The sequence below is a fragment of the Paenibacillus motobuensis genome (assembly GCF_039521865.1).
GTDB lineage: Bacteria > Bacillota > Bacilli > Paenibacillales > Paenibacillaceae > Fontibacillus > Fontibacillus motobuensis.
In genome coordinates this window covers 14,399-40,813 of sequence record NZ_BAAACX010000015.1, presented here as the reverse complement: position 1 = coordinate 40,813, position 26,415 = coordinate 14,399, and the positions used below count along the sequence as shown (strand labels likewise).

Genomic DNA, 26,415 nt, shown 5'->3' with positions numbered 1-26,415 from the left:
CTACCTTTTCATACTCCCCAGTTTAAGGGGGATTATAAGTGATAACAGTGCGTATTTATACATCTACTGAAAATGTCACTTGTGTTCTCTAGCGCAACAAATCGGCAGCCGGAAAACCGGACTGCCGAAATATGAACGTAAGATGGCTTTATATATAGATATGATAGCTAAAATGGACTCATTCTTTGGTTGTAGCCGTTGAATCCTGTTGATCCCGGGATTCCGGTGTAAGCAAGTCCTCTGGCTTTGTATCCGGATTGCTCCAGCTATCGATCATTTGCTTGGCGTACTCGAGGTCTTCTTTATCTACCGAATCATAGTACACTCCGTTCTTACGGAAACCTTCGCCCATGATGGTGAACCCTTTAATTGTAGGAGAATCACCTAGCAATACTTGCTTGGACAAATCAATAATGTAGCTTGGCATCATATCTGTCTTGAAGTTCTCACCCATCATATCCATCAATTCAGGAATTTTCGAGACTTGGTCCAGCTTCATCATCCGATTGACAATCGCATTCAAGAAAATCTGGTGTCTTCCTGTCCGATTGAAGTCGCTATCCTCGCGGTATCTTACGTAATTCAATGCCTCTTGTCCATTGTAGAGCGGCTTATTCGCTTTGATCGTAAATTTCTCATGGTCCTTCTGCTTATTGACGATATCCTTCGTAATCGGGAGTTCTACTCCCCCCAATGCATCAACAATATCACGCAAACCATGGAAATTAATCGCGGCGTAATAGTCTACAGGATGATCCAGCAGTCCTGTTACTGTATCCTTCGCCATCTTCGCTCCGCCAAAAGCATAAGCATGGTTAATCTTATCCTCTTTGCCTCTGCCTACGATCTCAGTATAAGTATCTCGAGGGATTGAGACAAGCAGCACCCGGGATTCCTCCGGACGTACTACGGCATAGATCATCGTATCGGAACGGGCCGGTTCATTGTCGCGCTGATCCACGCCCAGAAGAAGCATGCTGAACGGTTTGAATTTCTCTTCCACCGGAACTTGCTGAGGCTCCTGCTCTTCAACCGGAGCATAGGATTTCTCAAGCTTCTTCTCTACCTGACCCGACAGGAACAGATCGAAGGCCATAACCGACAGCTCTTTCCTGAAAATATATCCGCCAGTCCCAAGGAGCAGCAGAACAGCTACCACAATGAGCGCACGTTTACCTTTATTTTTACGCTTTTTGTCCTTGGATTTGGCTTTATTCTTCAAATGTTGTTTTCGTTCTAGCATCTTTGCCTCCAAAATTAAAGAAAATAAAATAGATGACTCATCTCAAACGACATACTCTTTTTACATTGTAAACGGATAATTAAACAAAAAAGCTACAAAAAAGACACGTTACTTTCAATGAGTGTTTAAAAAGTCAGACTTTCAGCACCGAGAAGGTTGGATGAAGCTAGGGCAAAAGGAGCGGAGCGTACGTTTTGGGTACGTGAGCACCTGAGATGTTTCCGTAAGAAACATACCTTCGTAAGCATCTGCTTAGGCCCGGCTGAATTCAAGATTCGATGTCGTATAAGCTACTCGCGCTACTTCGTGATCAAAGAGAGACTTTTTAAACAACCTATTAAAGTTGAATTAATATAACTCTATCGATTCGTAATATATCATATTTTGGAATTTGGATACAACTTAGCATGTTACATCGAACCTATCATTCTGCCTAATAATAGTAAAGGCCTCACTCTAATACTAGAGCAGGCCTTGTCTCTTTTCCATAAATTTATAGAGGAAGTTCAAAAAAGCATAAGCTTCGATGCTGAAAATCGTCCTATTTGACACTCACTTATAAGGTTGTTCAAAAAATTATTGAAGTGGATAATGACAAGCGACCTGTCTTCCAGGAAGCACTTCTGTTAATACTGGCTCTACTTGCGAGCATTTGCTCTGGGCAAACGGGCAACGAGTATGGAATCGACAGCCTGATGGCGGATTTGCCGGAGACGGAACATCCCCCTGTAGAACAATTCGTTCTCTTCGGTCTCTAACTCGAGGTTTTGGAATCGCTGATAGTAGAGCTGCGGTATATGGGTGGAGCGGCTCCGCAAATAAGCTCTCCGTCTCTCCTACCTCCACCAACTTACCGAGATACATCACCCCAACCCGATCTGAAATATGTCTAACCACGTTAAGACCGTGGGCGATAAACAGATAGGTCAAACCCAGTTCTTTCTGTAGTTTCATGAGCAGATTAATAACCTGGGATTGAACAGATACGTCCAGGGCAGACACAGCCTCATCAGCTACAATAAATTTAGGATTAAGGGCGATTGCCCGGGCAATACCGACCCGCTGTCTCTGACCGCCTGAGAATTCGTGAGGATAGCGGTTCCGCCGAGAAGCATCGAGACCTACGAGTTCCATCAGGCGAACGACCTCGGAGTCAACCTCATTAGAAGATAATTTACGGTGGATACGCAGAGGCTCACCGATAATATCCCGAACGAGAAAACGCGGGTTAAGGGATCCAAATGGGTCTTGAAAAATAATTTGCATTTCCTCGCGTAATTCTCTGAGTTCTCTTGATTTGAGCGCGAGTAGGTCCTGGCCTTCGAAGCGAAGTTCGCCACCCGTTGCATGCTGCAACTGCAGAATAACCCGGCCTAATGTAGATTTTCCGCAGCCGGATTCGCCTACGAGTCCAAAGGTCTCCCCTTGTTTGATCGTCAGAGATACATCATCCACTGCTTTTACATGGCCTACTGTTCGATTGAACACGCCTTTGCGAATCGGAAAGTATTTTTTAAGATGACTGATTTCAACTAGATTCTCAGCCGGAGTAGACTTTGCCGTATTACTCATACATGCCCCTCCTTTATCGGACGATCCTGTTTATTCACGTTCTTATCCTCGAACAGCCAGCATGCTGTACGATGATCGTCCGTGATCCAGAAGTCGCACGGTTCCTTGCTTCGGCATCTATCCTTAACATGAGGGCATCGTGGGTGAAAACGGCATCCATACGGAATTTGTCCCAGGCCTGGAATATTGCCTTGAATCGTGAACAGCTCCTTACCACGGTCTCCCTCTAAACCAGGAATCGATTGAAGTAGTCCAACGGTATAAGGGTGCGATGGATTCTCGAATATCTCCTGAACCGTCCCCTCTTCTACGATAACACCTGCATACATGACTGCAATCCGGTCTGCCATCTCGGCAGCTACACCCATATCATGGGTGATAAGAATAATCGACATTCCTATCTCATCTTTTAACTTCCGTAGGAGATCCAGAATTTGCGCCTGAACCGTCACATCGAGCGCGGTTGTCGGTTCATCCGCAATAAGCAGCTCCGGTCTGCACGCCAAAGCAATCGCAATAACGACACGCTGACTCATTCCTCCAGACAACTCATGAGGATACTGCTTAGCCCTTAGTGCCGGATCAGGTATGCCAACCAGTTTCAACAGCTCGACCGCTTCCTGCCAAGCCTCGCTGTCGCTTAGACCACGATGCAGTCTAAGACTCTCCGCAATTTGATCTCCTATCGTGAATACAGGATTTAACGCAGACATCGGATCTTGAAAGATCATGGCAATTTTATTACCACGAATCTGGCGTAGATTATTCTGATCCATTTTGGCCAGGTCTTGGCCCTGGAACTCAATTTTTCCTTCTAACACCATGCCTCCGGCATAATCGATCAACCGCATAATCGACAGTGCGGTCACACTCTTGCCGCTTCCCGATTCACCAACCAGACATAAAGTTTGCCCCTGTTTCAACTGCAGCGATACCTTATCGGTCGCTTTGACAATACCCTTCTCTGTTACAAAGCCGGTCGTTAAATCTCGGATTTGTAGTAATCTTCCCGCCATTTGTCCAGCCTCCTCCGGGATATCATAACTTTATTTCTAGGATCCATTGCATCGCGAATCCCGTCTCCGACAAAGTTAACTGCCAGTACTACAATTAGAATACATAAGCCAGGGTAAACCGCCTGCAGCGGATCTACCAGCATGAATTCCTGAGCATTACTGAGCATAACCCCCCAGCTTGTCAGAGGAGCCTGGATTCCTAATCCCAGGAACGATAACGCAGATTCACTCAAGATGGCGCTGCCTACCATCAATGTTGCGTTAACGATAATCGGAAAGCTTGCGTTGCGCAGCAGATGCCGAAAAATAATCCCCCAGTTGGAGACTCCAATCGCCTTGGCTGCTTCAACATATTGCATTTCACGCAGCTGCAGGAATACGCCGCGTACAAGCCGCGCTACGCCCATCCAGCCGGTTAAAGAAAGAATCAGGATCATATAAACAAACTTCGATCCGAATATAGCTAGCACCAGTATGTTAATAAATAAAGTCGGAAGCGAGTACATCACATCGATGATACGCATAAAGATCGTATCGATAATGCCGCCGAAGTATCCTGAAATGGCCCCCACTATAGATCCTATAACAACAGCAACTATGGCTACAGCAAAGCCAACTTGCAACGAAATTCGACTACTAAAAATAAGCCTGGAGAAAATATCTCTCCCCAACTCATCAGTCCCTAAAAGATGGTTCCCGGTCCCTGCACGTAAATTTGCATTCAATAAATCGATGAAAGTCGGATCATAAGGTGCAATAATACGTGCAAAAATGGCAACAAGAACAAAGAAAACAAGAACAACCAATCCAGACATAGCAAACTTGTTATGGGAGAACTTTCTCCAGAAAACAACCCAGGTGCTCTGGGGCCTGTCTGCAGACGCCGCTTTTGAAGAATTCGTATTCGGCTGTGGATTACTAAGGGAAGGCTCAAGATTAAGCTCTGTCATGCTGCTTTCCCTCCTTTACGTCCCAGTTGAACACGAGGATCGACAATCGCGTACAAAATATCGGCAATCAGATTCCCGAAAATGACCATGACAGCGGTTACTATTGTAATGGCCATTAATACCGAATACTCACGGGCTACAGCCATTTCAATGAATAATCGGCCCATACCTGGCCAGTTGAATACCCGCTCCGTTAACGCAGCGCCGCTAACAAGCATCGGCAAATCCAAGCCAAGGATCGTTATAATCGGAATAAGCGCATTGCGCAGAGCATGACGGAAAATAACCCTCCGCTCCGGGACGCCCTTCGCGCGAGCGGTACGGATGTAATCCTGGTCAAGTACTTCAAGCATGCTTGAGCGCGAATACTTTACATATTGAGCAAGGAAGCCCAAAGATAGGACAGTCACTGGCATCAATAAATGTAATATCAATTCACCGATATCCCCTTGTTTACTCATGGGCCACATATCGGATAAAGGCAGCCAATTCAGCTTAAGCGCAAATAATTCCTGTAATAATATCCCGAACCAGAAGCTCGGCATAGCAAAACCGACATAGGAAACAAACGATGCAGCCTGATCGGAAATTCCGTATGTCGACGTACTATTGTAAATACCCCAGGGGATCGCGATAATAAGTGACACAAGCCAGGCAGCTCCCATCAATATCAGCGTATTGCCCACTGTCGGCCACAGAATTTCCCCTACAGGTATATTATTTTTGAACGTATGGCCAAGGTCTCCTTGCAGCATGTCCCCTAACCAGCGAAAGTATTGAATATGAATAGGCTGGTCTAAGCCCAGGTTATGGGCTTGTACTTTTAGGGCTTCCGGAGACAGGCCCGGCGAGAGCATAATTTGCGTCGGACCGCCCGGGGCTGCGTGAATAAGACCAAAGGCAACCAAAGTAATTAGAAAAAATACTAGGACAGATTGAAGTAAACGGCGAACTAAATACTCTGTCATGTTTTTCCTCCTCAAGTTTTGGAGGTTACACACCTTCGCCACCCCCAAGTATGGAAATAAGGGAAGGAGATTGTTCTCCTCCCCTCCATACTGACGCTGATGACGTAACCTGTTCTATTTTAGTCGACCCACCATTTGATGATGTGGTAGAAGTATCCATAAGCTCTTGTTGGCTCTGGACCATCCTCCTCTGGGAAATGAGCACGCGGGCCGATCGCTTGAGGTATCCCGTATTGGTACATGAAGATGTATGGCAAATCAGTAGAAAGTTCTTTTGCAGCTTCGGCGTAAACCTCTTTACGTTCGTTTTGATCTACGGTTGAGTAACCGTCAATCCACAATTGATCAAGCTTTTCATTCTTATACCAGCCCATATTCTGACCGGCTTCTGGGAAATACTTCGAAGAGAAGATACTTTCTTGGTTAGGGTCCGGATCGCTAAGGGACCAGCCAAGCAAAACAGTTTCATATTTACCTGGAGTAAGATTTTGTTCATTCCAAGCAGCGAAATCAATCGCTTTCGGAGTTAACTCAATGCCAACTTCCTTCAGGTTTTGCTGAGCGATGGCCGCAATCTGTTCACGGCGGCTGTTGCCGGCATTATATTGCAGTTCGAACGAGAAACGATGTCCGTCTTTTTCTAAGATTCCATCTTTGCCAGCGACCCAGCCATCTTCAGCAAGCAGCTTCTTGGCAGCTTCTACATCATAAGCATAGTTCACTGCTTTGTCCCCTGGATCTGCCCAGGATCCTGGCAGGAACGGAGCATTCATCAGGATTCCTGTTCCCTTCAGTACGTTATCAACCATGCCTTGACGGTTCAATGCATGAGCGATGGCCTGTCTTGCCTTCTGGCTTTCAAATGGAATGAATTTATCCTTGAAGTTATCCGGCTTAAAGTTGAAGGAAATAAATTCGTAAGACGCTCCCGGTTTGTTGGTAATCGTAATACCCTTCTGATTAGCTACTGCGTCTAATTGAGTCAATGGAACTCCTTTTACGGTGTCTACATCGCCCTTCAGCAAAGCTTGAACTTCTGTATTTTGATCCGCATAAATCTTATATACGACTTGACCGATATGCGGCTTCACTTCGCCCCAATAGTTTGGATCGGCTTCGAATGTTAAGTATTGACCTTGCTTCCATTCTGTCCATTTCCAAGGTCCGTTGGTTACTGTTTGTGCTGGATCAGCACCAAATTTGTGCTTCTTCAAATCCTTCGGATCAACGTCCTTCAGAATATGTTCTGGAGCAATTGTTTTATTAAGTGAATATCCAAAAGGAGCATAAACTTCTTTCAATGTAATTTTAACCGTTTGATCATCAATCTTCTCCATGGAATCTACCTTATCGAATTGGCTGATCCCTGGTGATCCTGTTTCAGGTTTTATTATTGTATTGATCGTAAAAATAATATCATCAACGGTAACTGGCTGACCGTCGCTCCACTTTGGAGTACTTTTCAATTTAACGGTATAAGTTTTGCCGTCTTCCGATATTTCTGGAAGGCTCTCTGCTAGCGACCAAGGTTCAACCACGAGGTCACCAGCGCGATTAAGGTCATAAATTTTGGCAAAAGCAAATAATTCAGCATCCCCTGACGCAGTGTCATTTACGAAAATAGGATTAATACTTACGATATCCGATGTGCTGCTGAACGTAAATGTTCCGCCATCCTTAGGCGTGCCTGCATCACTAGTATTCTGTTCATCACCTTGCTTGTTATTATCCGTCTGCTGATTCGTATTCTGCGGCTTGTCATTCCCACCCGCGGAATCTGTCTTCGAGCCTCCGCATCCTGCCAGCAATGCACCTAGCAGCGAGAGTACCATGAACAAAGACATCCAATACCTTTTCTTAGTCATTCTTACATTCCTCCCCGTAATAGAATAATTTCTACACTACACCCATGATCAAATCAAACTGCTTCCGAATTATCTGTGTACCTGTTCAGCCCCCTCTGATAGAATCATTGCCCCTTTGATGGTTATACAATGAAGAAATATATTATAAAATAATATATCCAGTAAATAACATAGGCTAACTTGGTTTTATGTTTCCAGAAAAAAACGGCTGCATGATACTATTTTTAAAAATAAAGTAGTTAAATCATGAAACGATTAATCATTCAAAGTAAAAAATGCGGGTATAATCAAAGATGCTTGGAAAGGTAGAAATTCGTGGATGAGGTTAGTGCATAAATAAACCAAAGGTCAATTGAATATGCAGTAGATTCTTAGAAGGTAATGTAACTTTTTTTAATTTAGTTAATAATATAACCTAATTCCCCTAATATTCCAAGTACTTTATTATATTTTTTAACGTTTCATTTTTAAACCAACGGGAAATGTTAACTTAAGGTATAGTTTGATGTTCTGGAAATGATAGAAAAGCAACTGTGGGCAGGGATCTTCATATTTTTTGACGTTAAAAAGGAGCTAGGAAAGTCCTCTTTTCTACCTTCATTCATGTATGTTTCTTGTCGTTCTGTAAATAAACTTATGCCATTTCCTATTTAAGAAAAAACAGCCTTACTCCAGAAAATTCTGGAATAAGGCTGTTCGTCTTTCTCTTGAAAATCTCTACATTACTCCGTAGTGTACGGAAGCAATGCTACTTGACGGGAGCGTTTGATCGCAACTGTCAAGAGACGTTGGTATTTTGCACTAGTGCCGGTTACACGGCGTGGCAAAATCTTACCACGTTCGCTGATGAATTTCTTCAACAGCTCAGTATCTTTATAGTCAATGTGAGTAATCTTATTCACAGTGAAGTAGCACACTTTACGACGTTTGTTACGTCCGCCGCGGCGAGCCGGTCTTTTGTCGTCTCCGCCTTCTCTTTGCTTGAAGCTCATGCTTTTCAGTCCTTCCTTATTAGAATGGCAAATCGTCATCCGATATATCGATCGGTTTCCCGTCATCAGAGAATGGATCATCCTGTTGATTGCTGCGCGAATAATTGTTATTATTGCTGCGGCCTGCATTACCGCCTCCAATAGGATTATCCTCCCGCTGTCCGCCGCCGGATCCACCTTCACGGCTCGATTCCAAGAAACGGACATTATCAGCAATGACTTCGGTGACGTAGACACGTTTACCTTCGTTATTTTCATAATTCCGCACTTGAATGCGTCCTTCAACGGCAACCAGACGACCTTTGCGCAAATAATTCGCACAAGTCTCGGCAAGCTGTCTCCAGGTTACAACTGGAATGAAGTCCGCTTCGCGTTCGCCACCTTGCGATGTGAACGGTCTGTCAACAGCTACAGTGAACTGAGTAACAGCCACTCCGGATGGTGTATATCTTAGCTCCGGATCCCGGGTAAGACGTCCAATCAGAATAACACGGTTCAACAATCAAATCCCCTCCTTACGGGCAAATGTTTACTAAACTTAGTACATATTAGGCTACGTCTTTTGTAATGAGATAACGGATAACCTCGTCGGAAATCTTCAAAATCCGCTCAAGCTCGGCAACAACTTCAGGAGTTGCTGTGAAATTCACAAGAATGTAAATTCCATCACGAATTTTGTTAATCTCATACGCAAGCCGGCGTTTGCCCATGACGTCATGCTTAGTAATTTCACCGCCGTTTTGGATGATGCCTTGGAATTTTTCGACTAAAGCTTGAACAGCTTCTTGCTCAAGTTCAGGACGAAGAATGTACATCACTTCGTATTTGCGCATTTGTTTCACCTCCTCTTGGACTATGGCCCCCAAATTATTTCGCTTAGGAGCAAGGAACGAGCATAAACTCGAACTATATTAATATACCAAATCAGAACCGCCAACGCAAGCTCACACATTTTTAAGCCGAACCCTGCGCACAATATAAGTGCGTATTTATCAATAATTAAGGAGGCATTTACCATGGGTGAAAGAACAGAATACGAAGAAGGCGATAAGGCCCCGAATCCTGGAGTTTATATGGAGGTTGGCGAAGCGAGAAGCTTCCACACCCAAATTAAAGATCCGATGCGAATTACAATGGAAAAAGGGGATACCTTCCCAGAAACCAGCAACAAGAACCGTAAATGGAAAAAAGTCGAGAAAGCTCGCGTTCACTAATGTAGCAGCCTTTTCAACTTAAGCAAGGAGAATTTCGTAATTTTATATTTCTAAGCTGTATAAAAAGTAATTGGCTGAGCATAATACACTTCAGATGGCGATAGCGTAGAGAGGTGTGGTTCCGTTGAACCAATCAGCGAGTAACGACGCTTTAGGAGACTAATTTACATTAGCCAAGAGAGGTGTGGTTCCGTTGGGCCAGTCAGCGAGTAACACCGCTTTAGGAGTCTTATTCACTGTCGAGAGTAGAAACCAAGATAATAACGGGTTATTGAAGACCCCTCTTCGATAAGACGTGTCGCGAATGATCGCATATCGACGTTTCTGAGTTCGTTAGAAAAAGAATTCCATTAGGCTTCGCCGTCGACCAGAAAAGGACCCGTAAAAAGGGTCCTTTTCCCTTTTGTACGTTCACAACAGCCCATCTTATGTATTTAGCCTGTAATACCAAAAAACCTTCCACACATTTGTGTAGAAGGTCTTAAATTTCAAAGCTATGGCGGAGAGGGTGGGATTCGAACCCACGCACGCCTTGCGACGCCTAGTTGATTTCGAGTCAACCCCCTTGGGCCTCTTGGGTACCTCTCCTTACAGCAAGAATGATTGTATCATGATTTATGAACAATTGCAATAGTGTCCCCTCATGACTTCCAAGCATCTTTCATTCATTGTCTGTAGCTTCTGTCTCAGAGGCGGCGGAGCGCAGCACCTTCTTCATATTCTTCTCAAACTTGGTTCTTGGAATGAGCACGCTGTGCTTACATCCAACACATTTGATACGAATATCCATCCCCATCCGGATAATCTCCATCTCATTACTGCCACATGGATGATTCTTCTTCATTTGAACAATATCACCTAGCTGAAACTGTTTCCGCTCCATTTTGCCTTCCCCCTTTATTCTCTAAGTGAGATATTTACTCAAGTCTGACATAGCTCAACTGCCAAGTCTAGCGCTCTCTTCCTGCTCCAGCGCCTCCTTCGCATACATCTGCATCAGACGTTCCGCTTCCGATCTGGCCCCCGGCTGACATTCCACAGCGATCCGTATTACGTATTCACTGGCCGTTAAAGACTGGATTCCAAGTACATTCGGCACTTGTTCAATCTCATCATGCTTCTCTTTCAATTCACGCATGGCCTTCTTCAGCAATTCAACACTATCCTCAAGCTTCTTCGTATTACTGAAGGGCAGATCAATTACCGCCAGCGCAGTCCCGATAGAATAGTTCGTCACGTTGGCAATCATGCCATTAGGAATGATATGAACCTCTCCTGTCCAGCTCACCAATCTCGTCGACCTTAGCCCAATCATCTCAACCGTGCCTTTTAGCGTACCGGTCTGAATGACGTCACCTACCGCAAATTGATCCTCTAATATGATAAAAAATCCAGTTATTACATCTTTAACCAAACTCTGTGCACCGAAACCAATTGCCATCCCCAGCACTCCAGCCCCCGCAATCAATGGACCTAGTTGGAAGCCAAGCTCCCCAAGCACAATTAATACCATAATAAAGTTGCTAATGACCGAAGTCATATTTTTCAACAGCTCACCAACCGTCACAAATCTGCGCGGATTTACTTGCAGTCTTCCCTTCTCTTTCCTCTGCAGAGAACGATCAATAATCCGGAAAATAATTCTTACTAATATACGAGTTAATATGAAGATAAGAATAATCCGCACCGCAGCCCACATGAAGTTCTGCCACATATCCATATCGGTGAACCAGCTTATCATGCCATCCGTCCATTTCTTAGCTGCTTCCACCGCTTCTGCCGGATCATCAATTGTCGTCTCCCCACTTAATAAGCCTATCATTTATCCATATCCTCTCCTATAAGCTGATGTTGTCATATTCTCCTGTCTCACTGCGCATATAGATGCCACGAATCTCCACTTGTTCCCGGGTCACGACGTCCTTCACCACAGTCAAGAATTGTTGAGGAAATTGAATGGACAACGCACAACCCGCTGTAATCTCTTTCGGGGTTGGGCATAAGTCTATCTCCACCTCAGCATATTCAAGCAGCATTTCGGCACGCAGCGCCTGTTGGGTGGAATCGAAGGCCATTACCAGCCAATCTTCCAAATCTAGTCTCCCCTTTTTAAGATGTAGTTCAAAAAGTTCGCTTTTGATCACGAAGTAAATTAGAAAGCTACTCGGCGTCGAATCTTGAATTCAGCCGGTTCCTCCGGTGCTCACGTACCCACTACGTACGCTCCGCTCCTCAGACCCTAGCTTCATCCAACCTTCTCGGTGCTGAAAATCGCACTTTTTGAACCCCTTTTTAAGATGTAGTTCACGCTCTTTTTATGAACTATGACTTAAGTATGAGTATATAATTCCCTTGATTTCCATATACTATCTACTACCGCTATAAGAGTGGCACAGGTATACATTCATGTCTATGTAACCTATTTTAATACGCGTGAAAGGAAGATTCCATGTCTCAGATTCAACCACCGCTGCGCACCCAGGACATCCCTTACTTGAAGATCGCCCATACCGAACCTGGTATTAAATCCGTCATTATTCACCGCCTCTTGCTGCACTTCGCTAAAGTGTGCCCGGGCCAGGATATCGTCATCGTATGCATCGGTACAGATCGTTCTACTGGAGACTGTCTTGGACCTTTAGTCGGTACTTCATTGTCTAAGTGGAATAGCAAGCACTTTCACGTCTATGGCACCTTGGAGGAGCCTGTGCATGCGATGAATTTAAGAGATACCCTACAGCAAATTAACGAAAAATTCAACCAACCCTTTATTATCGGGATCGATGCTTGCCTTGGGCAGACCTCCAGCGTCGGCTCCATCCAAGTCGTACAGGGGCCGCTGCGTCCTGGAGCTGGGGTAAATAAAGAATTACCGCCGGTCGGCGATATCCATCTTACAGGAATCGTCAACGTCGGCGGTTTTATGGAGTATTTCGTATTGCAGAACACAAGGCTTAGCCTTGTTATGCGTTTATCTGAAATTATCGCCAGCAGCGTCTATGCTGCTATTAAAGAATGGAATCGCTCGTTCATTCCCCTGATCCAGCGAGAGCAATAGCTTCCAATTCCTCCGGGGAGAGCGCATGCGGCGACTCTCCCTTTGCCAGGGGCTTGGCATACACATAGGACCCATCACGATTGTACAGTCCAGTAATGACCACTCCATCCTTAGCATCATTAACGATCGCAATAGAGAAGCTTAGGTCATTTCCACGTTCACCAAATGCATTGTAACGTTTAATACCGATCTTCGACTTCTGCTTAGGAAGCAATTGGCTAATCGCCGATATCTCCGCACTCTGCTTCGTCTGAAGCTCTTCAATTTTGTCCTGCCCCAGCTTCAAATCGATGAGCAAGCTCTCCAAATCTTCAACTCCGGTGCCGCCCATCATCAATTCATATTTCTTGCGTATCTTTCTAAGCTTACTGCCTTGGATGAAGTTCCAAATCAACAGCCATAAGAACACTACCACCAAACCAACTACAATCCATACCATCTGATCTAAAAAGAGCTCATTCCATTCCCGCATGCTTTTTCCCCTCTATGCCTAATATCACTCGGTAATCCTCTTTATAGCTAACACTAAAGCGTCGACTTCATCAACCACAGTATTGTAACCTATGCTGGCGCGTACCGCGCCACCCTCCATCGTACCTGCCGTCATATGCCCTAACGGAGTACAATGATAGCCTGCCCTTACAGCAATTCCATAGTCCTTATCTAATAGAAAAGCGACCTCTGAAGCATCCCTATCTGCTAAAACAAAGGAAACGATTCCTGTCCGGTCTTTGCCAATCTCTGGTCCAAGCATTGTTAAACCAGGGATTTCCGATAATCCCATCATTAACCGCTGAGTCAATTCCCACTCGTGCCGATATATATTCTCCGGACCTTGTTCAAGAATATACTTAATGCCCTCTCCCAACCCAGCGATCCCTACCGTATTTGCGGTTCCTGCTTCATAACGGTCTGGGCGCACAGCAGGCTGTTCTAACTCTTCAGACTGGCTCCCCGTCCCTCCATGGAGTAGAGGAACCAAATCAATCTTGGGGCTAATATATAAGCCGCCCGTTCCCTGTGGGCCAAGCAGTCCTTTATGTCCCGGAAAGGCCAGCATATCCACATCTAGTTCCTCGACATCTATAGGATAATTTCCAGCCGTCTGAGCGACATCCAACAGCATGACCGCCCCATACTCATGAGCAAGCTGACTCATCTCACGCACAGGAGCTATACTTCCCAGCAGATTAGAGCTATGGGAGCAGACCACCAGAGCTGTATTAGAACGGAAGCTGCTTCTCAGTAGCTCCATTTCCATTTCACCCAGCGGGCTGACCGGGATATAATCTACTTCTATCCCTATTGTCCTGCGCAGGAATTCCAGCGGCCTTCTGACAGAGTTATGTTCCACCATCGTGGCAATAACATGATCCCCCGGCTTTAACCATCCCTTAATCGCCAGATTTAACGCTTCTGTTGTATTTGACGTAAAGACAATATCATTTGGATTGGAAATATGGAACAATTTTGCCAGCAAGGATCGGGTGCGGAACAATTTCCTCGCAGCCACAAGTGCCATCCCATGATTACCTCGCCCCGAGCTTCCAACCTGCCCCTCTATCATTTCCAGCATCACCTGGCCTACACCGGGAGCTTTAGGCCAGGATGTAGCAGCGTGGTCCAAATATATAGCAGGCTGATTGACCATCGTCTCCCCCCTCTGCCTTCATCTGACAAGGAAATATCACCACTTATACCAAGAGTGACATACCCATCCCTGCCCAAGGATAATCCTTCCATGGATAAATAGGATAAATATGCCACCTCATTTTATTGGCTCAATATATCCAGTAATCTTTGTAGGTCTTGTTTGCTATAATAGTTAATTTCGATCTTACCTTTATCTTTATTTTCTTTGATCTTAACTGTCGTTTTATACCTCTCACGCAATCCCTCTTCTACCTCTTCAATATACGGATCACGTTTCTTAACAGCAGTTTTTTTGCTTTCCAATTTCTTCTTGTCTAACTGCTGCACAGCATTTTCCAGATCACGGACGCTCCATTCATGGTCAATACACTGCTTCGCTAGTTGCATGATTACAGCAGAATCCTTCAAGCCAACTAATGCTCTAGCATGACCCATGGATAATGTTCCACGTGAAACATATTCCTTTACTTCATCCGGAAGAGATAGCAATCTCAAAAAATTCGCAATATGCGACCTTGATTTCCCAACTTTGAGAGATAATTCCTCCTGTGTTAATTGAAACTGGTCCATTAACCCTTGATAGGCGACCGCAACCTCCATCGCATTCAAATTTTCACGCTGCAGGTTCTCGATCAGAGCAATCTCCATTACCTGTTGATCGGAAAAGGATTTAACGACAGCCGGGATCGAAGTGTTCCCACAAAATTGGGACGCGCGAAAACGCCGTTCTCCTGCGATAATCTCATACCCTTTTAGTACACTACGAACAATAATTGGTTGAATAACACCATGTTGACGAATAGATTCAGCTAATTCCTTGATCGATTCCTCATCAAAAGTCTTCCGAGGCTGATACGGATTAGCACGAAGCTGATTCAAAGGAATCTCGATCACTTTCTCATCTTCATCTATGGAAAGCGACGGAATCAAAGCATCCAATCCTTTACCCAAACGCTTACTCATTAGAAACCACTTCCTTTGCCAACTCTAGGTATACTTCCGCCCCTTTGGATCTCGGATCATACGTGATAATCGACTGGCCATGCGAAGGTGCCTCACTTAGACGCACATTTCGAGGGATGACCGTCTTGTACACTTTTTGCTGAAAATACTTCTTAACTTCTTCGATCACTTGTATTCCCAGATTTGTTCTAGCGTCGAACATCGTCAGCAGAACACCCTCAATTTGTAGAGAGGTATTCAAGTGTTTCTGAACGAGACGCACCGTATTCAACAACTGGCTCAAGCCTTCCAGCGCATAATATTCACACTGAATTGGGATCAGGACGGAATCCGCTGCTGTTAGAGAATTTAGAGTCAAAATACCCAGCGATGGCGGGCAGTCAATCAGAATATAATCATAGGAACGCTTCACCTGCTCCAATGACTTCTTAAGACGTACTTCACGAGACACCGTAGATACAAGCTCAATCTCGGCACCCGCCAACTGGATCGTGGCCGGAATAATATCCAGGCCCTCAATTTCAGTTTGCGTGATCGCATCCTTCGGATTGACATCATTAATCAGCACATCATAAATACAATTAGCTACATCGGCCTTATTAATGCCAACACCACTAGTCGTATTCCCCTGAGGGTCGATATCAATAAGCAGTACCTTCTTACCGATCGTGGCAAGACCCGCTCCCAAATTTACGGACGTCGTTGTTTTTCCAACTCCGCCTTTTTGATTGGCTATGGCAATGATTTTAGACAATCCATTTCACCTCAATATATAAGAAGAATCTTCTTGTAGATTTTCTAAGATTGTAACTACTAAGCTGCAGCTACAAAAAGACCAAACATTGGTAGTTCTGCTAAGCCACAAACTTGAAATGAAGCAAATCAATATTTCAGAAAATGATCGAAAAAGAAGCTGACCCCCAACCCTGTCCGGTTATGGTCAGCGAACATAGAACTTATCTCTTTGGAATCTGAATCACAATTTCATAATGGTCGTCGTGATCCTTCTCTTCCGTCTTGATCTGCAATCCTGAACCCGATACCATATCAATCGATTGTCGTATCGTATTTAAGGCCAATCTGACATCCTTGGTGAAAGAGATCCGCTTAGACTTCTTCTTGTTCTTATTCACTTCTTTGTAGTAAGCAATTCTAGCTTCCGTCTGCTTAACGTTCAATTCCTTATCGATAATTTCCTTTAACACCTTAAGCTGTAGCTCTTCTGTATCCAGTGACAATAAAGCTCTGGCATGACGCTCCGTAATTTTACGCTCCATTAAGGCATTTTTGGCATCTTCAGGAAGATTGAGCAGCCTGATCTTATTAGCAATTGTAGATTGGCTCTTGCCTAATCTCTGAGCGAGACTCTCTTGTGTCAATTGATGTAAATCAATTAGATTCTGATAGGCTATCGCTTCCTCGAGCGCTGTCAGTCCTTCACGCTGCAGATTCTCTATCAAGGCAATCGACGCTGCCTGAGAGTCATTGAAATCTCGTAAAATAGCAGGAATGCTCTCCATTCCCAACTTCTTCACAGCCCGCCAGCGCCGTTCGCCCGCTATAATCTCATACTTATTATTGCGATAACGAACAACGATCGGCTGAATAATGCCATGCGTCTTAATCGTCTGACATAGCTCATCGATCTTCTCGTCATCAAATATTGTCCGGGGCTGATAAGGACTTCCAACGATATCCCCTACCGGAATTTGCTTGACTTCATCACTACTGCTGCGTTCGGCTAAACCAAACAATTTGGAAAATTGTTCTTTCATTCTGTAGATTACCACCTAATTTCATAGTGACATAAGGTCATACCTTACTTGAACATACACTAATAGAGACTACAAAAGTTCATTATTAAACACGATGAAGTTTAAGGGCATCTCCCAAACATAACCAAAAATCGCTATGCTGGTCCCTATGTAAAAAACTCTACTTTGTAACGATATATCTATTCTACCACTTTTTTCACTATAATCCTATTCTCTTATTAAATGTATTTTAAATTTGCTAGATGGTAAACTTCCACAATTAAAAAGTCCCCCTTAACATATGTTTCACGTGGAACATTTTGTTAAGAGGGATACAAATATTTCTAAATAATTGGAGTTTTTAGGGGTGTCCCCGCTTTACGCGGATACTTCTTGGGTGTCGAAGCTGTCTTATTGATAAGAATAATGTGTCGCTCCGAATTCTCCATTGGGAGTTCGAAATGATGAGTTGCCGAGAGCTTGCCTTTAAGCTCATTCAAACTACGAGCAGCCTCCTTCAACTCTTCTTGCGGATCCAGACCCTTCATCGCTGCGAAGATACCACCCGTTTTAACAAAAGGTAGACAGAATTCATTTAGTACAGCCATACGTGCAACTGCTCTTGCTGATACGAGATCGTAGGTGTCTCTAAATTGCTCTTTCCGAGCTATATCCTCAGCACGTCCATGTATCAACTGCACATCCTGCAGGCCGAGCTGATCTACAACGTTTTGCAAAAATTGAATTCGCTTATTCAAAGAGTCAATAATGGTTAGCTTCAAATGAGGATAACAAATTTTAAGCGGTATTCCCGGAAAACCAGCTCCAGACCCAATATCTGCCATTGTTAATATCTGATTCATATCCATATAGAACGACAATGTGATTGAATCATAGAAATGCTTCACATACACCTGTTCCCGCTCCGTGATCCCGGTTAAGTTCATTTTCTCATTCCAGGTTACCAGTTCCTGATAGTATATCTCGAATTGATGTAATTGCTCCGCAGACAGCTCAAGCTGATGCTCTTTTAATAACTCTTGAAAAATATCCTGTACCTTATCCAATCGGAGGTCCTCCTGCAGCAGTAACGCGATTAAAGTGCTCCAAATACACCAATAAAATGGAAATATCCGCTGGCGTTACACCCGAAATTCTTGAAGCCTGGCCGATTGAGATTGGGCGAATCTTAGCAAGCTTCTGCCGCGCCTCTATAGCCAAGCCTTGAATATCTTCATAGTTAATATTCTCAGGAAGTTTCTTCCGTTCCATCTTCTGCAGACGCTCTACATGCAGCAATTGTTTCTCAATATAACCAGCATATTTAATTTGAATTTCCACCTGTTCCTTCATTTCATCATCCAACTGTACCTCAGATGGAGAGAAGGAATCGATATGAGCGTACGCCACTTCCGGACGCCGCAAAATCGTTAACAAATTGCTTCCGTCCTGAATTGGAGCTGATCCGATAGAAGTGAGCAACTCATTGATCTCCGAAGGCTTAACCTTCGTCTCCTTGAGTCTTGCTATCTCATCCTCTACCTTCTGCTTCTTATCAAGGAATTGCTCATAACGCTGTTCGCTAATAAGCCCAATTTCATGACCCAATGGTGTAAGGCGAAGATCTGCATTATCATGACGAAGCAATAGCCGATATTCGGCTCGGGAAGTAAGCAAGCGGTAAGGCTCATTCGTTCCCTTCGTCACTAGATCGTCGATCAGCACACCCATATATCCTTGGGAGCGATCAAGAATGACTGGCTCTTTGCCTTGTACCTTGCGAGCTGCATTAATTCCTGCCATAATCCCTTGTCCAGCTGCTTCCTCATAACCAGAGGTACCATTGATTTGTCCAGCTGTGAACAAACCGGAAATTCGCTTGGTCTCCAGGGATGGCCAGAGCTGAGTCGGTACAATTGCATCATATTCAATCGCATAGCCATTACGCATCATTTCAGCATTTTGTAGGCCTGGAACAGAACGAAGCATTTGTACTTGAACATCCTCAGGCATACTGGTCGAGAAGCCTTGTACATAATACTCCGAAGTATTCTTGCCCTCGGGTTCCAGGAAGATCTGATGCTTCGGCTTATCGCTGAAACGAACAATCTTATCCTCAATCGATGGGCAATAACGTGGGCCCGTCCCTTCGATCACCCCAGAGAACATTGGTGCACGATGAAGATTAGCATTAATGATGTCATGGGTTTCGATCGACGTATAAGTCAACCAACACGGAAGCTGTTCATTATCCGAACTCTTTGTCTCATAGGAAAAGAACTTCGGATTCTCATCCCCAGGTTGGATCTCCATCTGCGAGAAGTCAATCGTATCCTTATGAACCCGTGGTGGGGTACCTGTCTTAAAACGAACCAATTCAAATCCTAGTTCCTTCAGATTATGAGACAGTTGCACGGATGGCTGCTGATTATTTGGACCGCTCTCATACATCAATTCACCCATAATAATCTTGCCGCGCAGATAAGTCCCTGTCGTAAGTACTACTGCCTTGGCACGATACTCTGTCCCGGTCTTCGTAATGACACCGACACATTGCCCGTCCTCAACAATTAATTCCTCAACCATTCCCTGGCGAAGTGTCAGATTCTTCTCCTTCTCCAGCGTCTCCTTCATCGTATGCTGATAAGAGAACTTATCCGCTTGAGCACGAAGTGCATGTACGGCAGGCCCTTTACCTGTATTCAACATCCGCATTTGGATGAAAGTCTTATCGATATTACGCCCCATCTCTCCGCCAAGCGCGTCAATCTCACGAACAACATGGCCTTTGGCCGGACCGCCAATCGAAGGATTACAAGGCATAAATGCCACCATGTCCAGATTAATTGTAATCATTAACGTCTTACTTCCCATACGAGCAGCCGCCAATGCCGACTCACAGCCAGCATGTCCTGCACCGACGACAATTACATCAAATTCGCCGCCAAAATGACCCATATCTCAACCCCCTTGCATCTTTTTGAACCTACACTATAAGGAAATCGAATGAAGAGACGTGCTCTACATTCGTTCAAATTTAAAACGTTTATTCATACTTTTCATCATACCATGAACAATCGTGTATAATACACGAACGCCGTTATTTTCCAAGACAAAATTGCGAGAAAATTTGATCGATCAGCGCATCCGGTGCCGAATCGCCGACCACCTCACCAAGCTGTTCCCAAGCCAAGCGAACATCAATCTGCATAATGTCGATCGGAATACCTGCATCTGCCGCCTCGTACGCATCCTTCAAAGATTGCTTAGCCCGCTTTAACAGCGCAATATGACGGACATTGCTAACATAAGTCAAATCTCCAGATTCCAGCTCACCGCCGAAGAACAGCTTCGAGATTGCCTCTTCCAGATGATCAAGACCCTCTTCTGTCTTCGCCGACAACTCCACAATTACATCATCTGCGAAATAACGGCTTACTTCGCTCCGATCCAATTGCTGCGGCAAATCGATTTTGTTCAATATGACGATTACCGGCCGATCAGATAATTGCTTCAATAGAGTGATCTCATCCTCATGCAGCTCCTCAGCATGGTTCAACACCAGCAGGATCAGATCTGCCTCATTAACGGCTGCCTTGGAACGCTCCACACCGATCTTCTCCACGACATCAATCGTCTCACGAATTCCCGCCGTATCCAACAATTTAAGAGGAATATTATTGATCGTCACGAACTCCTCGATCACATCCCGCGTCGTACCCGGAATATCCGTAACAATCGCCTTATTCTCCCTGGCTAATGCATTAAGCAGCGAAGACTTCCCGACATTGGGTCTGCCGACAATCGCCGTCGTGATCCCTTCCCGCAAAATCTTGCCCTGGCTCGCCGTCCTCAGTAGATCATCAATTCCCTGCATCGTTAGCGTACATTTCTGCTTAATGAACGCCGTCGTCATCGACTCCACATCATGCTCCGGATAATCGATATTGACCTCAATATGTGCCAGCGTCTCCACCAGCGTATGCCTAAGCTCCCCGATCTTGCGCGACAAAGCCCCTTCAACCTGCTTCAGAGCTAAAGAGAACGCCCGATCCGACTTCGAGCGGATCAGGTCGATTACCGCCTCCGCCTGAGACAAATCGATCCGCCCGTTCAAGAACGCCCGCTTCGTGAATTCCCCCGGCTCTGCCAGGCGAATATCCCGCTGCTCCAGCAACAGATCCATCACCCGCTTCACGGAGATAATCCCCCCGTGCGTGCTAATCTCTACCACATCTTCCGTCGTAAAAGATCGTGGCGCTCTGAACAGCGACACCAGCACCTCTTCCAGCTTCTCATCCGTCTTCGGATCTATAATAAATCCATAATGGACCGTATGACTATCCGCATCCGTTAACTTCGTCTTCGAGCGAAATACATTTTCCACACTCGCGATCGCCTCCGGTCCACTCACCCGGATTACCGCAATCCCGCTCTCTCCTACCGCCGTAGAGATCGCTGCAATCGTATCACTTAACATTTATTCTCTCACCCCTGCTTCATCAAATATCTATCCTAAACAGCAAATTTTAACTGTTATCTTCAATTATTAAATGTACCACATCCGTCAACAACTTACTCGTCCTCATCCCACCCAAACCCTCCCTTACCGTAAGGGAGGGCCCCAAGGGCTTGCGCCCTCTGGACACCCGCAACTGGACTAACGTGGGAGAGGGAGAAGCGCACCAAGAAGACTATGGATCGTGGAACGCTTTTCCCCCTTCGGGTACGTCTTACTATTGGAGCACCCGGGTCACCTACACAGTTGAAAAAAACGACGTTCCCCCTAAGGAAACGTCGCTTGCGTCTCATTCATCATTTGCTTTGCTTCAGTGTAATAACAACCCGCCGGTTCGGCTCCTCGCCTTTGCTGAACGTCTTAACCTCCGGATGATCCTGAAGTTTGGAATGAATCACTTTACGCTCCTGCGGCGGCATCGGTTCAAGAGCTACTTCCTTACGGGTGCGAACAACCCGACCCGCCAGTCTGACGGCCAGATCCTCCAGCGTCTTCTTACGTCTCTCGCGGAAGTTCTCCGCATCAAGAATAATACGAATATAACTATCAGAATAGCGGTTGGCAATAATATTTGCCAAGTATTGAAGCGCGTCAAGCGTCTGCCCCCGGCGCCCAATAATCATGCCCAGATCGTTGCCTGAGATATTGAGCACAGTGGCATCCTTCTTCTGGGCGATCTCCACATCGACTTGAAGTCCCATATTCTCGCCAACGTCTTTTATAAATGACGCCGCCTCTTGATAAGGATCCTGATCGGTATTAGAACTTAGATCCTTCTGGGATTCCAGACTGCGATCCTCCGAACGATCTCCCTTTGGCGGAACTGCTGGGGTCTTGGTCAGGAGAGTAAGCTCAACCTTTGCCTCCTTCACCCCAATCAGTCCCAGGAATCCTTTTGATGGCTGCTCTAACACATTAACGGCGACTTGATCCTCGGTGGTGCCGAGCACAGCCAATCCTTGTCTTACAGCTTCTTCAACGGTTTTCCCTGACGTCACAATTTTATTCATTTCGACTTTTTGGCCTCCTTGGCACCTCTGCCGGGATGACCGGCTTTGAGATTCGAACCGCCCTTTTTCTTCCCTGATGACGTGTTGCTACTGGTTGCTACAGCAGGTACAGGTTCTTTCTTTCTATAAATGAAATAATTTTGTCCTATCGTATACAAGTTAGAGAATATCCAGTACAGCGGCAATGCAGCCGGGAAGTTGAAAGCCATAATAAAGATGAGCACCGGATAGACCCACATCATAAATTTCATTGGGTTAGGACCGGAAGTGTTCATCGTATTCATATTCGACATCATCTTCGTCTGAACGAATGTAGTAATCGCCGCTACTAACGGCAAAATATACGTCTTGTCCGGCTCACCAAGCTGCAACCACAAGAAGGAGTGGTCACGGATCGCCGAGTTATAATAAATCGAATTATAGAGCGCGATAAAGACCGGCATCTGAATCAGAAGTGGGAAACATCCCGCCATCGGATTAACCTTATGCTCCTGGAACAGCTTCATCGTCTCCTGCTGCTGCTTCTCAGGATTATCTTTGTAATCCTCTTTGATCTTCGCCAGCTGAGGCTGAATAGCCTGCATCGCTTTTGAACTCTTAACTTGCTTCAATGTAAGTGGAAGAATTAACGTACGAACAATAATCACCATGATCAATACGGCGATTCCGTATGCCCCATTGAACCACTTCGCAAACGTATCCAAAGCTAATGAAAAATAATAGACGACATTCGCAGTCCAGAAAGAACCGCTATTCTTCATATCTTCGGTAGTGGTAGCCAAATGAGCATTTTGCGTTCCGCAACCGGCCAACAATACGACGAGCCCGATTGCAAGAATAAGGAGGACTAATCTCCTCTTGTTATTGGCAATTCGCGACACTTCAAAACCCCTCTCTTAACCTATCCGTCATCGTAAATCATAACATATTTATAGGGACAAAGAAACAATCATGCTTGGCGTCCGGAAGGCTTGAGTAGCGAGGCTTTACGAAGGACGTGAAGAACGCTTTTCTCCAGTTCCTTATATTCCATTCCGACAGCACCATTGCGCACAATGAGAATGATATCGACATGATCCTGGATCTCGCTCTCATGCAAGCGAACGATCTCCTTCAGCATTCTGCGCATACGGTTTCGTACCACAGCATTACCTATCTTCTTGCTTGCCGATATACCCAGTCTGAAACGCTCAACATCCGGTTTTCTCGACCAATAAACAACGAGTTGACGGTTAGCAAAAGACTTTCCATGCCGGTATACCCGGCCAAAATCCGCCCGATTTCTTAATCTCAACTTTTTATGCACGAGCAATCTCCTCAACTCTAGACCTGCTAACTGCTATTGTAATTATAAACCATCCATTTATGCAGTAAACCTGATTTTATGCAAAATCGAGTTCCTTCATATTATAGTCAATAATTAGTCAACCAATTTGACACATAAACCAGCAAGTTCATTGCTATATCATTTGGCGTACAAAAAAAGACCACCGCAGTGGTCTTCACGCACGCATTACGCACTCAATACTTTTCTTCCTTTTTGGCGACGAGCAGCGAGAACCTTACGGCCATTCTTCGTGCTCATTCTTTTACGGAAACCGTGAACCTTTTTACGTTTGCTCACATTCGGTTTGAAAGTCGGTCTCATCTATTGCACCCCCTCTACAGGAATCCGTCACTGTCAAATTCACCATTTTCATAATCCACAGAAAATGCCTTTTTACATTTAATCATAAGCACTATAAAAAGTCAACTGAGCCCGGCATATCTTTATCCAGTCAAATTTATACACAACTCGCGTAAACAAGCAAAAAATAATGATTCATTTTAGTTTTCCACAGGCTAGGTTACTATTTTACTTGAGAATAAAGGTTATACACATGTGGAAAAGTAATTTTGACACTCTCAATTTCTTCATATTTACAGTATTTATGAATCGGGGTATGATCTCTAATGTAAGGATGTATACAAGTATACTGAGAGGATGTAATTTATGAAACTAGGCATGGTAGGACTCGGAAAAATGGGCCATAATCTGGTCATGAATTTGCTGCACCATAATCACGAGGTTGCGGCCTACGATATGAATCCGGAGGCAGTAAGCCGTGTTGCTGAGCATGGAGCTATTCCTGCAACAAGCTTGGAACAACTCGTAGCCGCACTCGAGCCACCGCGGATTATCTGGATTATGGTGCCGGCCGGAGCTGCTCTTCAGTCCGTCATCTCTACTCTAACTCCACTTTTGAATGCAAATGATATCGTTATTGACGGAGGCAACTCCCATTATAAAAATTCGGTAGAGCTGGCTGACCAGCTAGCGAAATCCGGCATCCACTTCTTCGACGTGGGAACCTCCGGCGGCATCGAAGGCGCTGAACAAGGCGGCTGCTTCATGATTGGCGGCGATGAAGCTGTATTTCGCACCATTGAGCCGATTTTCCAAGATATCGCTGTGAAGAACGGTTATATGTATACTGGCAACCCTGGAAGTGGGCATTTTCTAAAAATGGTCCATAACGGAATTGAATACGGAATGATGCAGGCGATTGCCGAAGGATTTGAAGTGCTGGACAAGAGCCAATATGACTACAAATATGAAGATGTAGCCAAGGTATGGTCGAATGGATCGGTGATCCGCAGCTGGCTGATGGAACTGATACAGAATGCCTTCTCCAAAGATCCGAAGCTGGAGGGTATCCGCGGAGTTATGCAATCCTCGGGCGAAGGTAAATGGACAGTCGAGACTGCACTGGAATTGCAGGCAAGTGCCCCAGTGATCGCAATGTCTCTGTTCATGCGCTATCGTTCTCTTGAAGATGACACCTTCCACGGCAAAGTCGTTGCTGCTCTGCGCAATGAATTTGGCGGCCATGCCGTAGAATCAAGCAAATAAAATATAGGTATCCTAAATATTTCATGCTATGATCTTATAAACGTATTTAGTGATAGGAGTATAGAATGATGAAGTTTCCCTCAAGTTGGTTAAAGGGCAGTTCACTTGGCGAATCTATCGCCAGTGAGCTGCGCCTACATATTATAAGCGGAGACATTAAACCGGGTACGGTACTATCCGAGAATCGGATTGCCGCAGATTATGGCGCCAGCCGCTCACCGGTGCGCGAGGCCTTGAAAACGCTGTCTAGTGAAGGATTAATCACCCTGCAAAGAATGGGCGCGGTCGTGAACGGACTTCAAGTACAAGACTATGAAGAGTTGTATGACGTCAGATACTTAATTGAGAGCTTTGCCTGGAAACGGCTGGCCAGCAGCAATTCAGCGGAACTAATAACTCAACTGCGGCAGATTATTGACAAAATGGATTTGGCCGGCAAGTATCATGATGTTGTAGAGTTTGCCTATCAGGACCTAACCTTCCATGAGACGATCATTAAGGCAGCGAATCATACCCGGATCTGGCATCTATGGATGAGCATTCGGCAGATTGTGATGACCGTCATGCTGATCACGACAAATCAAATTCTGTCCCAGGATGATTACAGGATCAATTACGTCGTCAATAAGCATCGCAAATTGTTAGCCGGGCTGGAATCCAGAGATCCACATATCATCGCCCGCAATGTTGAAGAATACTTCGAAGATTCCGTTCAAACCTTGCATACAAGTATTCCAGAATAATA

The 26,415-nt window shown here is 45.0% G+C and carries 28 protein-coding genes and 1 tRNA gene; 4 read left to right on the top strand and 25 right to left on the bottom strand.

Annotated features, from left to right (window positions below; translation table 11 throughout):
* Positions 1 to 178: 178 nt before the first annotated feature.
* The 9 genes from ABD014_RS16155 to rpsF form a co-directional block, all read right to left on the bottom strand.
* Positions 179 to 1,243 carry an LCP family protein gene (locus ABD014_RS16155; protein WP_343862878.1) on the bottom strand — a complete coding sequence of 355 codons (1,065 nt, stop codon included), beginning with the start codon at positions 1,241 to 1,243 and terminating at the stop codon, positions 179 to 181.
* 576 nt (positions 1,244 to 1,819) lie between these two features.
* Positions 1,820 to 2,815: an ABC transporter ATP-binding protein gene (locus ABD014_RS16150; RefSeq protein WP_343862877.1), complete on the bottom strand. Its 996-nt coding sequence runs from the start codon at positions 2,813 to 2,815 to the stop codon at positions 1,820 to 1,822.
* Entirely contained in the window at positions 2,812 to 3,831 is a 1,020-nt protein-coding gene (locus ABD014_RS16145; protein WP_343862876.1) for an ABC transporter ATP-binding protein, read from the bottom strand. Before ABD014_RS16145 ends, ABD014_RS16150 begins: the two co-directional genes overlap by 4 nt.
* Entirely contained in the window at positions 3,798 to 4,781 is a 984-nt protein-coding gene (locus tag ABD014_RS16140; RefSeq protein WP_343862875.1) for an ABC transporter permease, read from the bottom strand. Before ABD014_RS16140 ends, ABD014_RS16145 begins: the two co-directional genes overlap by 34 nt.
* The gene (locus ABD014_RS16135) at positions 4,778 to 5,749 is read right to left on the bottom strand and encodes an ABC transporter permease (protein ID WP_343862874.1); all 972 of its coding nucleotides are present in this window, start codon (positions 5,747 to 5,749) and stop codon (positions 4,778 to 4,780) included. The genes ABD014_RS16140 and ABD014_RS16135 overlap by 4 nt, the downstream gene beginning before the upstream one ends.
* Positions 5,750 to 5,868: 119 nt before the next feature.
* Positions 5,869 to 7,614, bottom strand: coding sequence for an ABC transporter substrate-binding protein (locus ABD014_RS16130; RefSeq protein ID WP_343862873.1), 1,746 nt, complete (start codon positions 7,612 to 7,614; stop codon positions 5,869 to 5,871).
* Positions 7,615 to 8,336: 722 nt separating this feature from the next.
* Positions 8,337 to 8,606 carry a 30S ribosomal protein S18 gene (gene rpsR / locus ABD014_RS16125; protein ID WP_343862872.1) on the bottom strand — a complete coding sequence of 90 codons (270 nt, stop codon included), beginning with the start codon at positions 8,604 to 8,606 and terminating at the stop codon, positions 8,337 to 8,339.
* Positions 8,607 to 8,625: 19 nt separating this feature from the next.
* A complete protein-coding gene (ssb, locus tag ABD014_RS16120) occupies positions 8,626 to 9,108 on the bottom strand; it encodes a single-stranded DNA-binding protein (RefSeq protein WP_343862871.1) in 483 nt (160 codons plus the stop codon).
* 46 nt (positions 9,109 to 9,154) lie between these two features.
* Positions 9,155 to 9,439 (bottom strand): 30S ribosomal protein S6, encoded by a 285-nt coding sequence (gene rpsF, locus ABD014_RS16115; protein ID WP_343862870.1) that lies wholly within the window; start codon positions 9,437 to 9,439, stop codon positions 9,155 to 9,157.
* Between the two features lie 183 nt (positions 9,440 to 9,622).
* On the opposite strand from rpsF, the gene ABD014_RS16110 reads away from it, so the two are divergent.
* Positions 9,623 to 9,820 carry a YjzC family protein gene (locus ABD014_RS16110; protein WP_309156769.1) on the top strand — a complete coding sequence of 66 codons (198 nt, stop codon included), beginning with the start codon at positions 9,623 to 9,625 and terminating at the stop codon, positions 9,818 to 9,820.
* 497 nt (positions 9,821 to 10,317) lie between these two features.
* Here ABD014_RS16110 and ABD014_RS16105 read toward each other — a convergent pair.
* The 4 genes from ABD014_RS16105 to ABD014_RS16090 form a co-directional block, all read right to left on the bottom strand.
* Positions 10,318 to 10,408 (bottom strand) — tRNA-Ser (locus ABD014_RS16105).
* Between the two features lie 73 nt (positions 10,409 to 10,481).
* Complete coding sequence (locus ABD014_RS16100) at positions 10,482 to 10,703, bottom strand: DUF951 domain-containing protein (RefSeq protein ID WP_343862868.1); 222 nt, start codon at positions 10,701 to 10,703, stop codon at positions 10,482 to 10,484.
* 54 nt (positions 10,704 to 10,757) lie between these two features.
* Positions 10,758 to 11,642: a mechanosensitive ion channel family protein gene (locus ABD014_RS16095; RefSeq protein WP_343862867.1), complete on the bottom strand. Its 885-nt coding sequence runs from the start codon at positions 11,640 to 11,642 to the stop codon at positions 10,758 to 10,760.
* Positions 11,643 to 11,658: 16 nt separating this feature from the next.
* Positions 11,659 to 11,913, bottom strand: a complete 255-nt coding sequence (locus tag ABD014_RS16090) for a putative Se/S carrier protein (protein ID WP_343862866.1) — start codon at positions 11,911 to 11,913, stop codon at positions 11,659 to 11,661.
* A gap of 356 nt (positions 11,914 to 12,269) precedes the next feature.
* On the opposite strand from ABD014_RS16090, the gene yyaC reads away from it, so the two are divergent.
* Positions 12,270 to 12,878, top strand: coding sequence for a spore protease YyaC (gene yyaC, locus ABD014_RS16085; RefSeq protein ID WP_343862865.1), 609 nt, complete (start codon positions 12,270 to 12,272; stop codon positions 12,876 to 12,878).
* On the opposite strand, the gene ABD014_RS16080 is transcribed toward yyaC, so the two are convergent.
* The 12 genes from ABD014_RS16080 to rpmH form a co-directional block, all read right to left on the bottom strand.
* Positions 12,850 to 13,350 (bottom strand): DUF4446 family protein, encoded by a 501-nt coding sequence (locus tag ABD014_RS16080; protein ID WP_127004170.1) that lies wholly within the window; start codon positions 13,348 to 13,350, stop codon positions 12,850 to 12,852. The genes yyaC and ABD014_RS16080 overlap by 29 nt on opposite strands.
* Positions 13,351 to 13,374: 24 nt before the next feature.
* The gene (locus ABD014_RS16075; RefSeq protein ID WP_343862864.1) at positions 13,375 to 14,529 is read right to left on the bottom strand and encodes an aminotransferase class V-fold PLP-dependent enzyme; all 1,155 of its coding nucleotides are present in this window, start codon (positions 14,527 to 14,529) and stop codon (positions 13,375 to 13,377) included.
* Positions 14,530 to 14,651: 122 nt separating this feature from the next.
* Positions 14,652 to 15,494 (bottom strand): ParB/RepB/Spo0J family partition protein, encoded by an 843-nt coding sequence (locus ABD014_RS16070; protein ID WP_127004174.1) that lies wholly within the window; start codon positions 15,492 to 15,494, stop codon positions 14,652 to 14,654.
* Positions 15,487 to 16,248: a ParA family protein gene (locus tag ABD014_RS16065; protein ID WP_127004176.1), complete on the bottom strand. Its 762-nt coding sequence runs from the start codon at positions 16,246 to 16,248 to the stop codon at positions 15,487 to 15,489. Before ABD014_RS16065 ends, ABD014_RS16070 begins: the two co-directional genes overlap by 8 nt.
* Positions 16,249 to 16,450: 202 nt before the next feature.
* Positions 16,451 to 17,269, bottom strand: coding sequence for a nucleoid occlusion protein (gene noc / locus ABD014_RS16060; RefSeq protein WP_343862863.1), 819 nt, complete (start codon positions 17,267 to 17,269; stop codon positions 16,451 to 16,453).
* A gap of 323 nt (positions 17,270 to 17,592) precedes the next feature.
* The gene (rsmG, locus tag ABD014_RS16055; protein ID WP_343862862.1) at positions 17,593 to 18,315 is read right to left on the bottom strand and encodes a 16S rRNA (guanine(527)-N(7))-methyltransferase RsmG; all 723 of its coding nucleotides are present in this window, start codon (positions 18,313 to 18,315) and stop codon (positions 17,593 to 17,595) included.
* Positions 18,308 to 20,206 (bottom strand): tRNA uridine-5-carboxymethylaminomethyl(34) synthesis enzyme MnmG, encoded by a 1,899-nt coding sequence (gene mnmG, locus ABD014_RS16050; RefSeq protein WP_343862861.1) that lies wholly within the window; start codon positions 20,204 to 20,206, stop codon positions 18,308 to 18,310. Before mnmG ends, rsmG begins: the two co-directional genes overlap by 8 nt.
* Before the next feature lie 142 nt (positions 20,207 to 20,348).
* Positions 20,349 to 21,728 carry a tRNA uridine-5-carboxymethylaminomethyl(34) synthesis GTPase MnmE gene (mnmE, locus tag ABD014_RS16045; protein WP_343862860.1) on the bottom strand — a complete coding sequence of 460 codons (1,380 nt, stop codon included), beginning with the start codon at positions 21,726 to 21,728 and terminating at the stop codon, positions 20,349 to 20,351.
* A gap of 335 nt (positions 21,729 to 22,063) precedes the next feature.
* A complete protein-coding gene (gene jag / locus ABD014_RS16040; RefSeq protein WP_343862859.1) occupies positions 22,064 to 22,777 on the bottom strand; it encodes an RNA-binding cell elongation regulator Jag/EloR in 714 nt (237 codons plus the stop codon).
* Positions 22,774 to 23,658 carry a YidC/Oxa1 family membrane protein insertase gene (locus ABD014_RS16035; RefSeq protein ID WP_343862858.1) on the bottom strand — a complete coding sequence of 295 codons (885 nt, stop codon included), beginning with the start codon at positions 23,656 to 23,658 and terminating at the stop codon, positions 22,774 to 22,776. The genes jag and ABD014_RS16035 overlap by 4 nt, the downstream gene beginning before the upstream one ends.
* A gap of 68 nt (positions 23,659 to 23,726) precedes the next feature.
* A complete protein-coding gene (gene rnpA / locus ABD014_RS16030; protein ID WP_068778605.1) occupies positions 23,727 to 24,083 on the bottom strand; it encodes a ribonuclease P protein component in 357 nt (118 codons plus the stop codon).
* A 207-nt stretch (positions 24,084 to 24,290) separates the two neighbouring features.
* Complete coding sequence (gene rpmH, locus ABD014_RS16025; RefSeq protein WP_068778604.1) at positions 24,291 to 24,425, bottom strand: 50S ribosomal protein L34; 135 nt, start codon at positions 24,423 to 24,425, stop codon at positions 24,291 to 24,293.
* A 345-nt stretch (positions 24,426 to 24,770) separates the two neighbouring features.
* On the opposite strand from rpmH, the gene gnd reads away from it, so the two are divergent.
* Positions 24,771 to 25,670 carry a phosphogluconate dehydrogenase (NAD(+)-dependent, decarboxylating) gene (gnd, locus tag ABD014_RS16020; RefSeq protein WP_343862857.1) on the top strand — a complete coding sequence of 300 codons (900 nt, stop codon included), beginning with the start codon at positions 24,771 to 24,773 and terminating at the stop codon, positions 25,668 to 25,670.
* A 68-nt stretch (positions 25,671 to 25,738) separates the two neighbouring features.
* Positions 25,739 to 26,413 carry a GntR family transcriptional regulator gene (locus ABD014_RS16015; RefSeq protein WP_343863198.1) on the top strand — a complete coding sequence of 225 codons (675 nt, stop codon included), beginning with the start codon at positions 25,739 to 25,741 and terminating at the stop codon, positions 26,411 to 26,413.
* Positions 26,414 to 26,415 lie beyond the last annotated feature (2 nt).

Coding starts and splice junctions, on each gene's coding strand:
- ABD014_RS16155 (WP_343862878.1), bottom strand. CDS start 1,243: ATGCTAGAACGAAAACAACATTTGAAGAATAAAGCCAAATCCAAGGAC.
- ABD014_RS16150 (WP_343862877.1), bottom strand. CDS start 2,815: ATGAGTAATACGGCAAAGTCTACTCCGGCTGAGAATCTAGTTGAAATC.
- ABD014_RS16145 (WP_343862876.1), bottom strand. CDS start 3,831: ATGGCGGGAAGATTACTACAAATCCGAGATTTAACGACCGGCTTTGTA.
- ABD014_RS16140 (WP_343862875.1), bottom strand. CDS start 4,781: ATGACAGAGCTTAATCTTGAGCCTTCCCTTAGTAATCCACAGCCGAAT.
- ABD014_RS16135 (WP_343862874.1), bottom strand. CDS start 5,749: ATGACAGAGTATTTAGTTCGCCGTTTACTTCAATCTGTCCTAGTATTT.
- ABD014_RS16130 (WP_343862873.1), bottom strand. CDS start 7,614: ATGACTAAGAAAAGGTATTGGATGTCTTTGTTCATGGTACTCTCGCTG.
- rpsR (WP_343862872.1), bottom strand. CDS start 8,606: ATGAGCTTCAAGCAAAGAGAAGGCGGAGACGACAAAAGACCGGCTCGC.
- rpsF (WP_343862870.1), bottom strand. CDS start 9,439: ATGCGCAAATACGAAGTGATGTACATTCTTCGTCCTGAACTTGAGCAA.
- ABD014_RS16110 (WP_309156769.1), top strand. CDS start 9,623: ATGGGTGAAAGAACAGAATACGAAGAAGGCGATAAGGCCCCGAATCCT.
- ABD014_RS16100 (WP_343862868.1), bottom strand. CDS start 10,703: ATGGAGCGGAAACAGTTTCAGCTAGGTGATATTGTTCAAATGAAGAAG.
- ABD014_RS16095 (WP_343862867.1), bottom strand. CDS start 11,642: ATGATAGGCTTATTAAGTGGGGAGACGACAATTGATGATCCGGCAGAA.
- yyaC (WP_343862865.1), top strand. CDS start 12,270: ATGTCTCAGATTCAACCACCGCTGCGCACCCAGGACATCCCTTACTTG.
- ABD014_RS16080 (WP_127004170.1), bottom strand. CDS start 13,350: ATGCGGGAATGGAATGAGCTCTTTTTAGATCAGATGGTATGGATTGTA.
- ABD014_RS16075 (WP_343862864.1), bottom strand. CDS start 14,529: ATGGTCAATCAGCCTGCTATATATTTGGACCACGCTGCTACATCCTGG.
- ABD014_RS16070 (WP_127004174.1), bottom strand. CDS start 15,494: ATGAGTAAGCGTTTGGGTAAAGGATTGGATGCTTTGATTCCGTCGCTT.
- noc (WP_343862863.1), bottom strand. CDS start 17,269: ATGAAAGAACAATTTTCCAAATTGTTTGGTTTAGCCGAACGCAGCAGT.
- mnmG (WP_343862861.1), bottom strand. CDS start 20,206: ATGGGTCATTTTGGCGGCGAATTTGATGTAATTGTCGTCGGTGCAGGA.
- mnmE (WP_343862860.1), bottom strand. CDS start 21,728: ATGTTAAGTGATACGATTGCAGCGATCTCTACGGCGGTAGGAGAGAGC.
- jag (WP_343862859.1), bottom strand. CDS start 22,777: ATGAATAAAATTGTGACGTCAGGGAAAACCGTTGAAGAAGCTGTAAGA.
- rpmH (WP_068778604.1), bottom strand. CDS start 24,425: ATGAGACCGACTTTCAAACCGAATGTGAGCAAACGTAAAAAGGTTCAC.
- gnd (WP_343862857.1), top strand. CDS start 24,771: ATGAAACTAGGCATGGTAGGACTCGGAAAAATGGGCCATAATCTGGTC.
- ABD014_RS16015 (WP_343863198.1), top strand. CDS start 25,739: ATGAAGTTTCCCTCAAGTTGGTTAAAGGGCAGTTCACTTGGCGAATCT.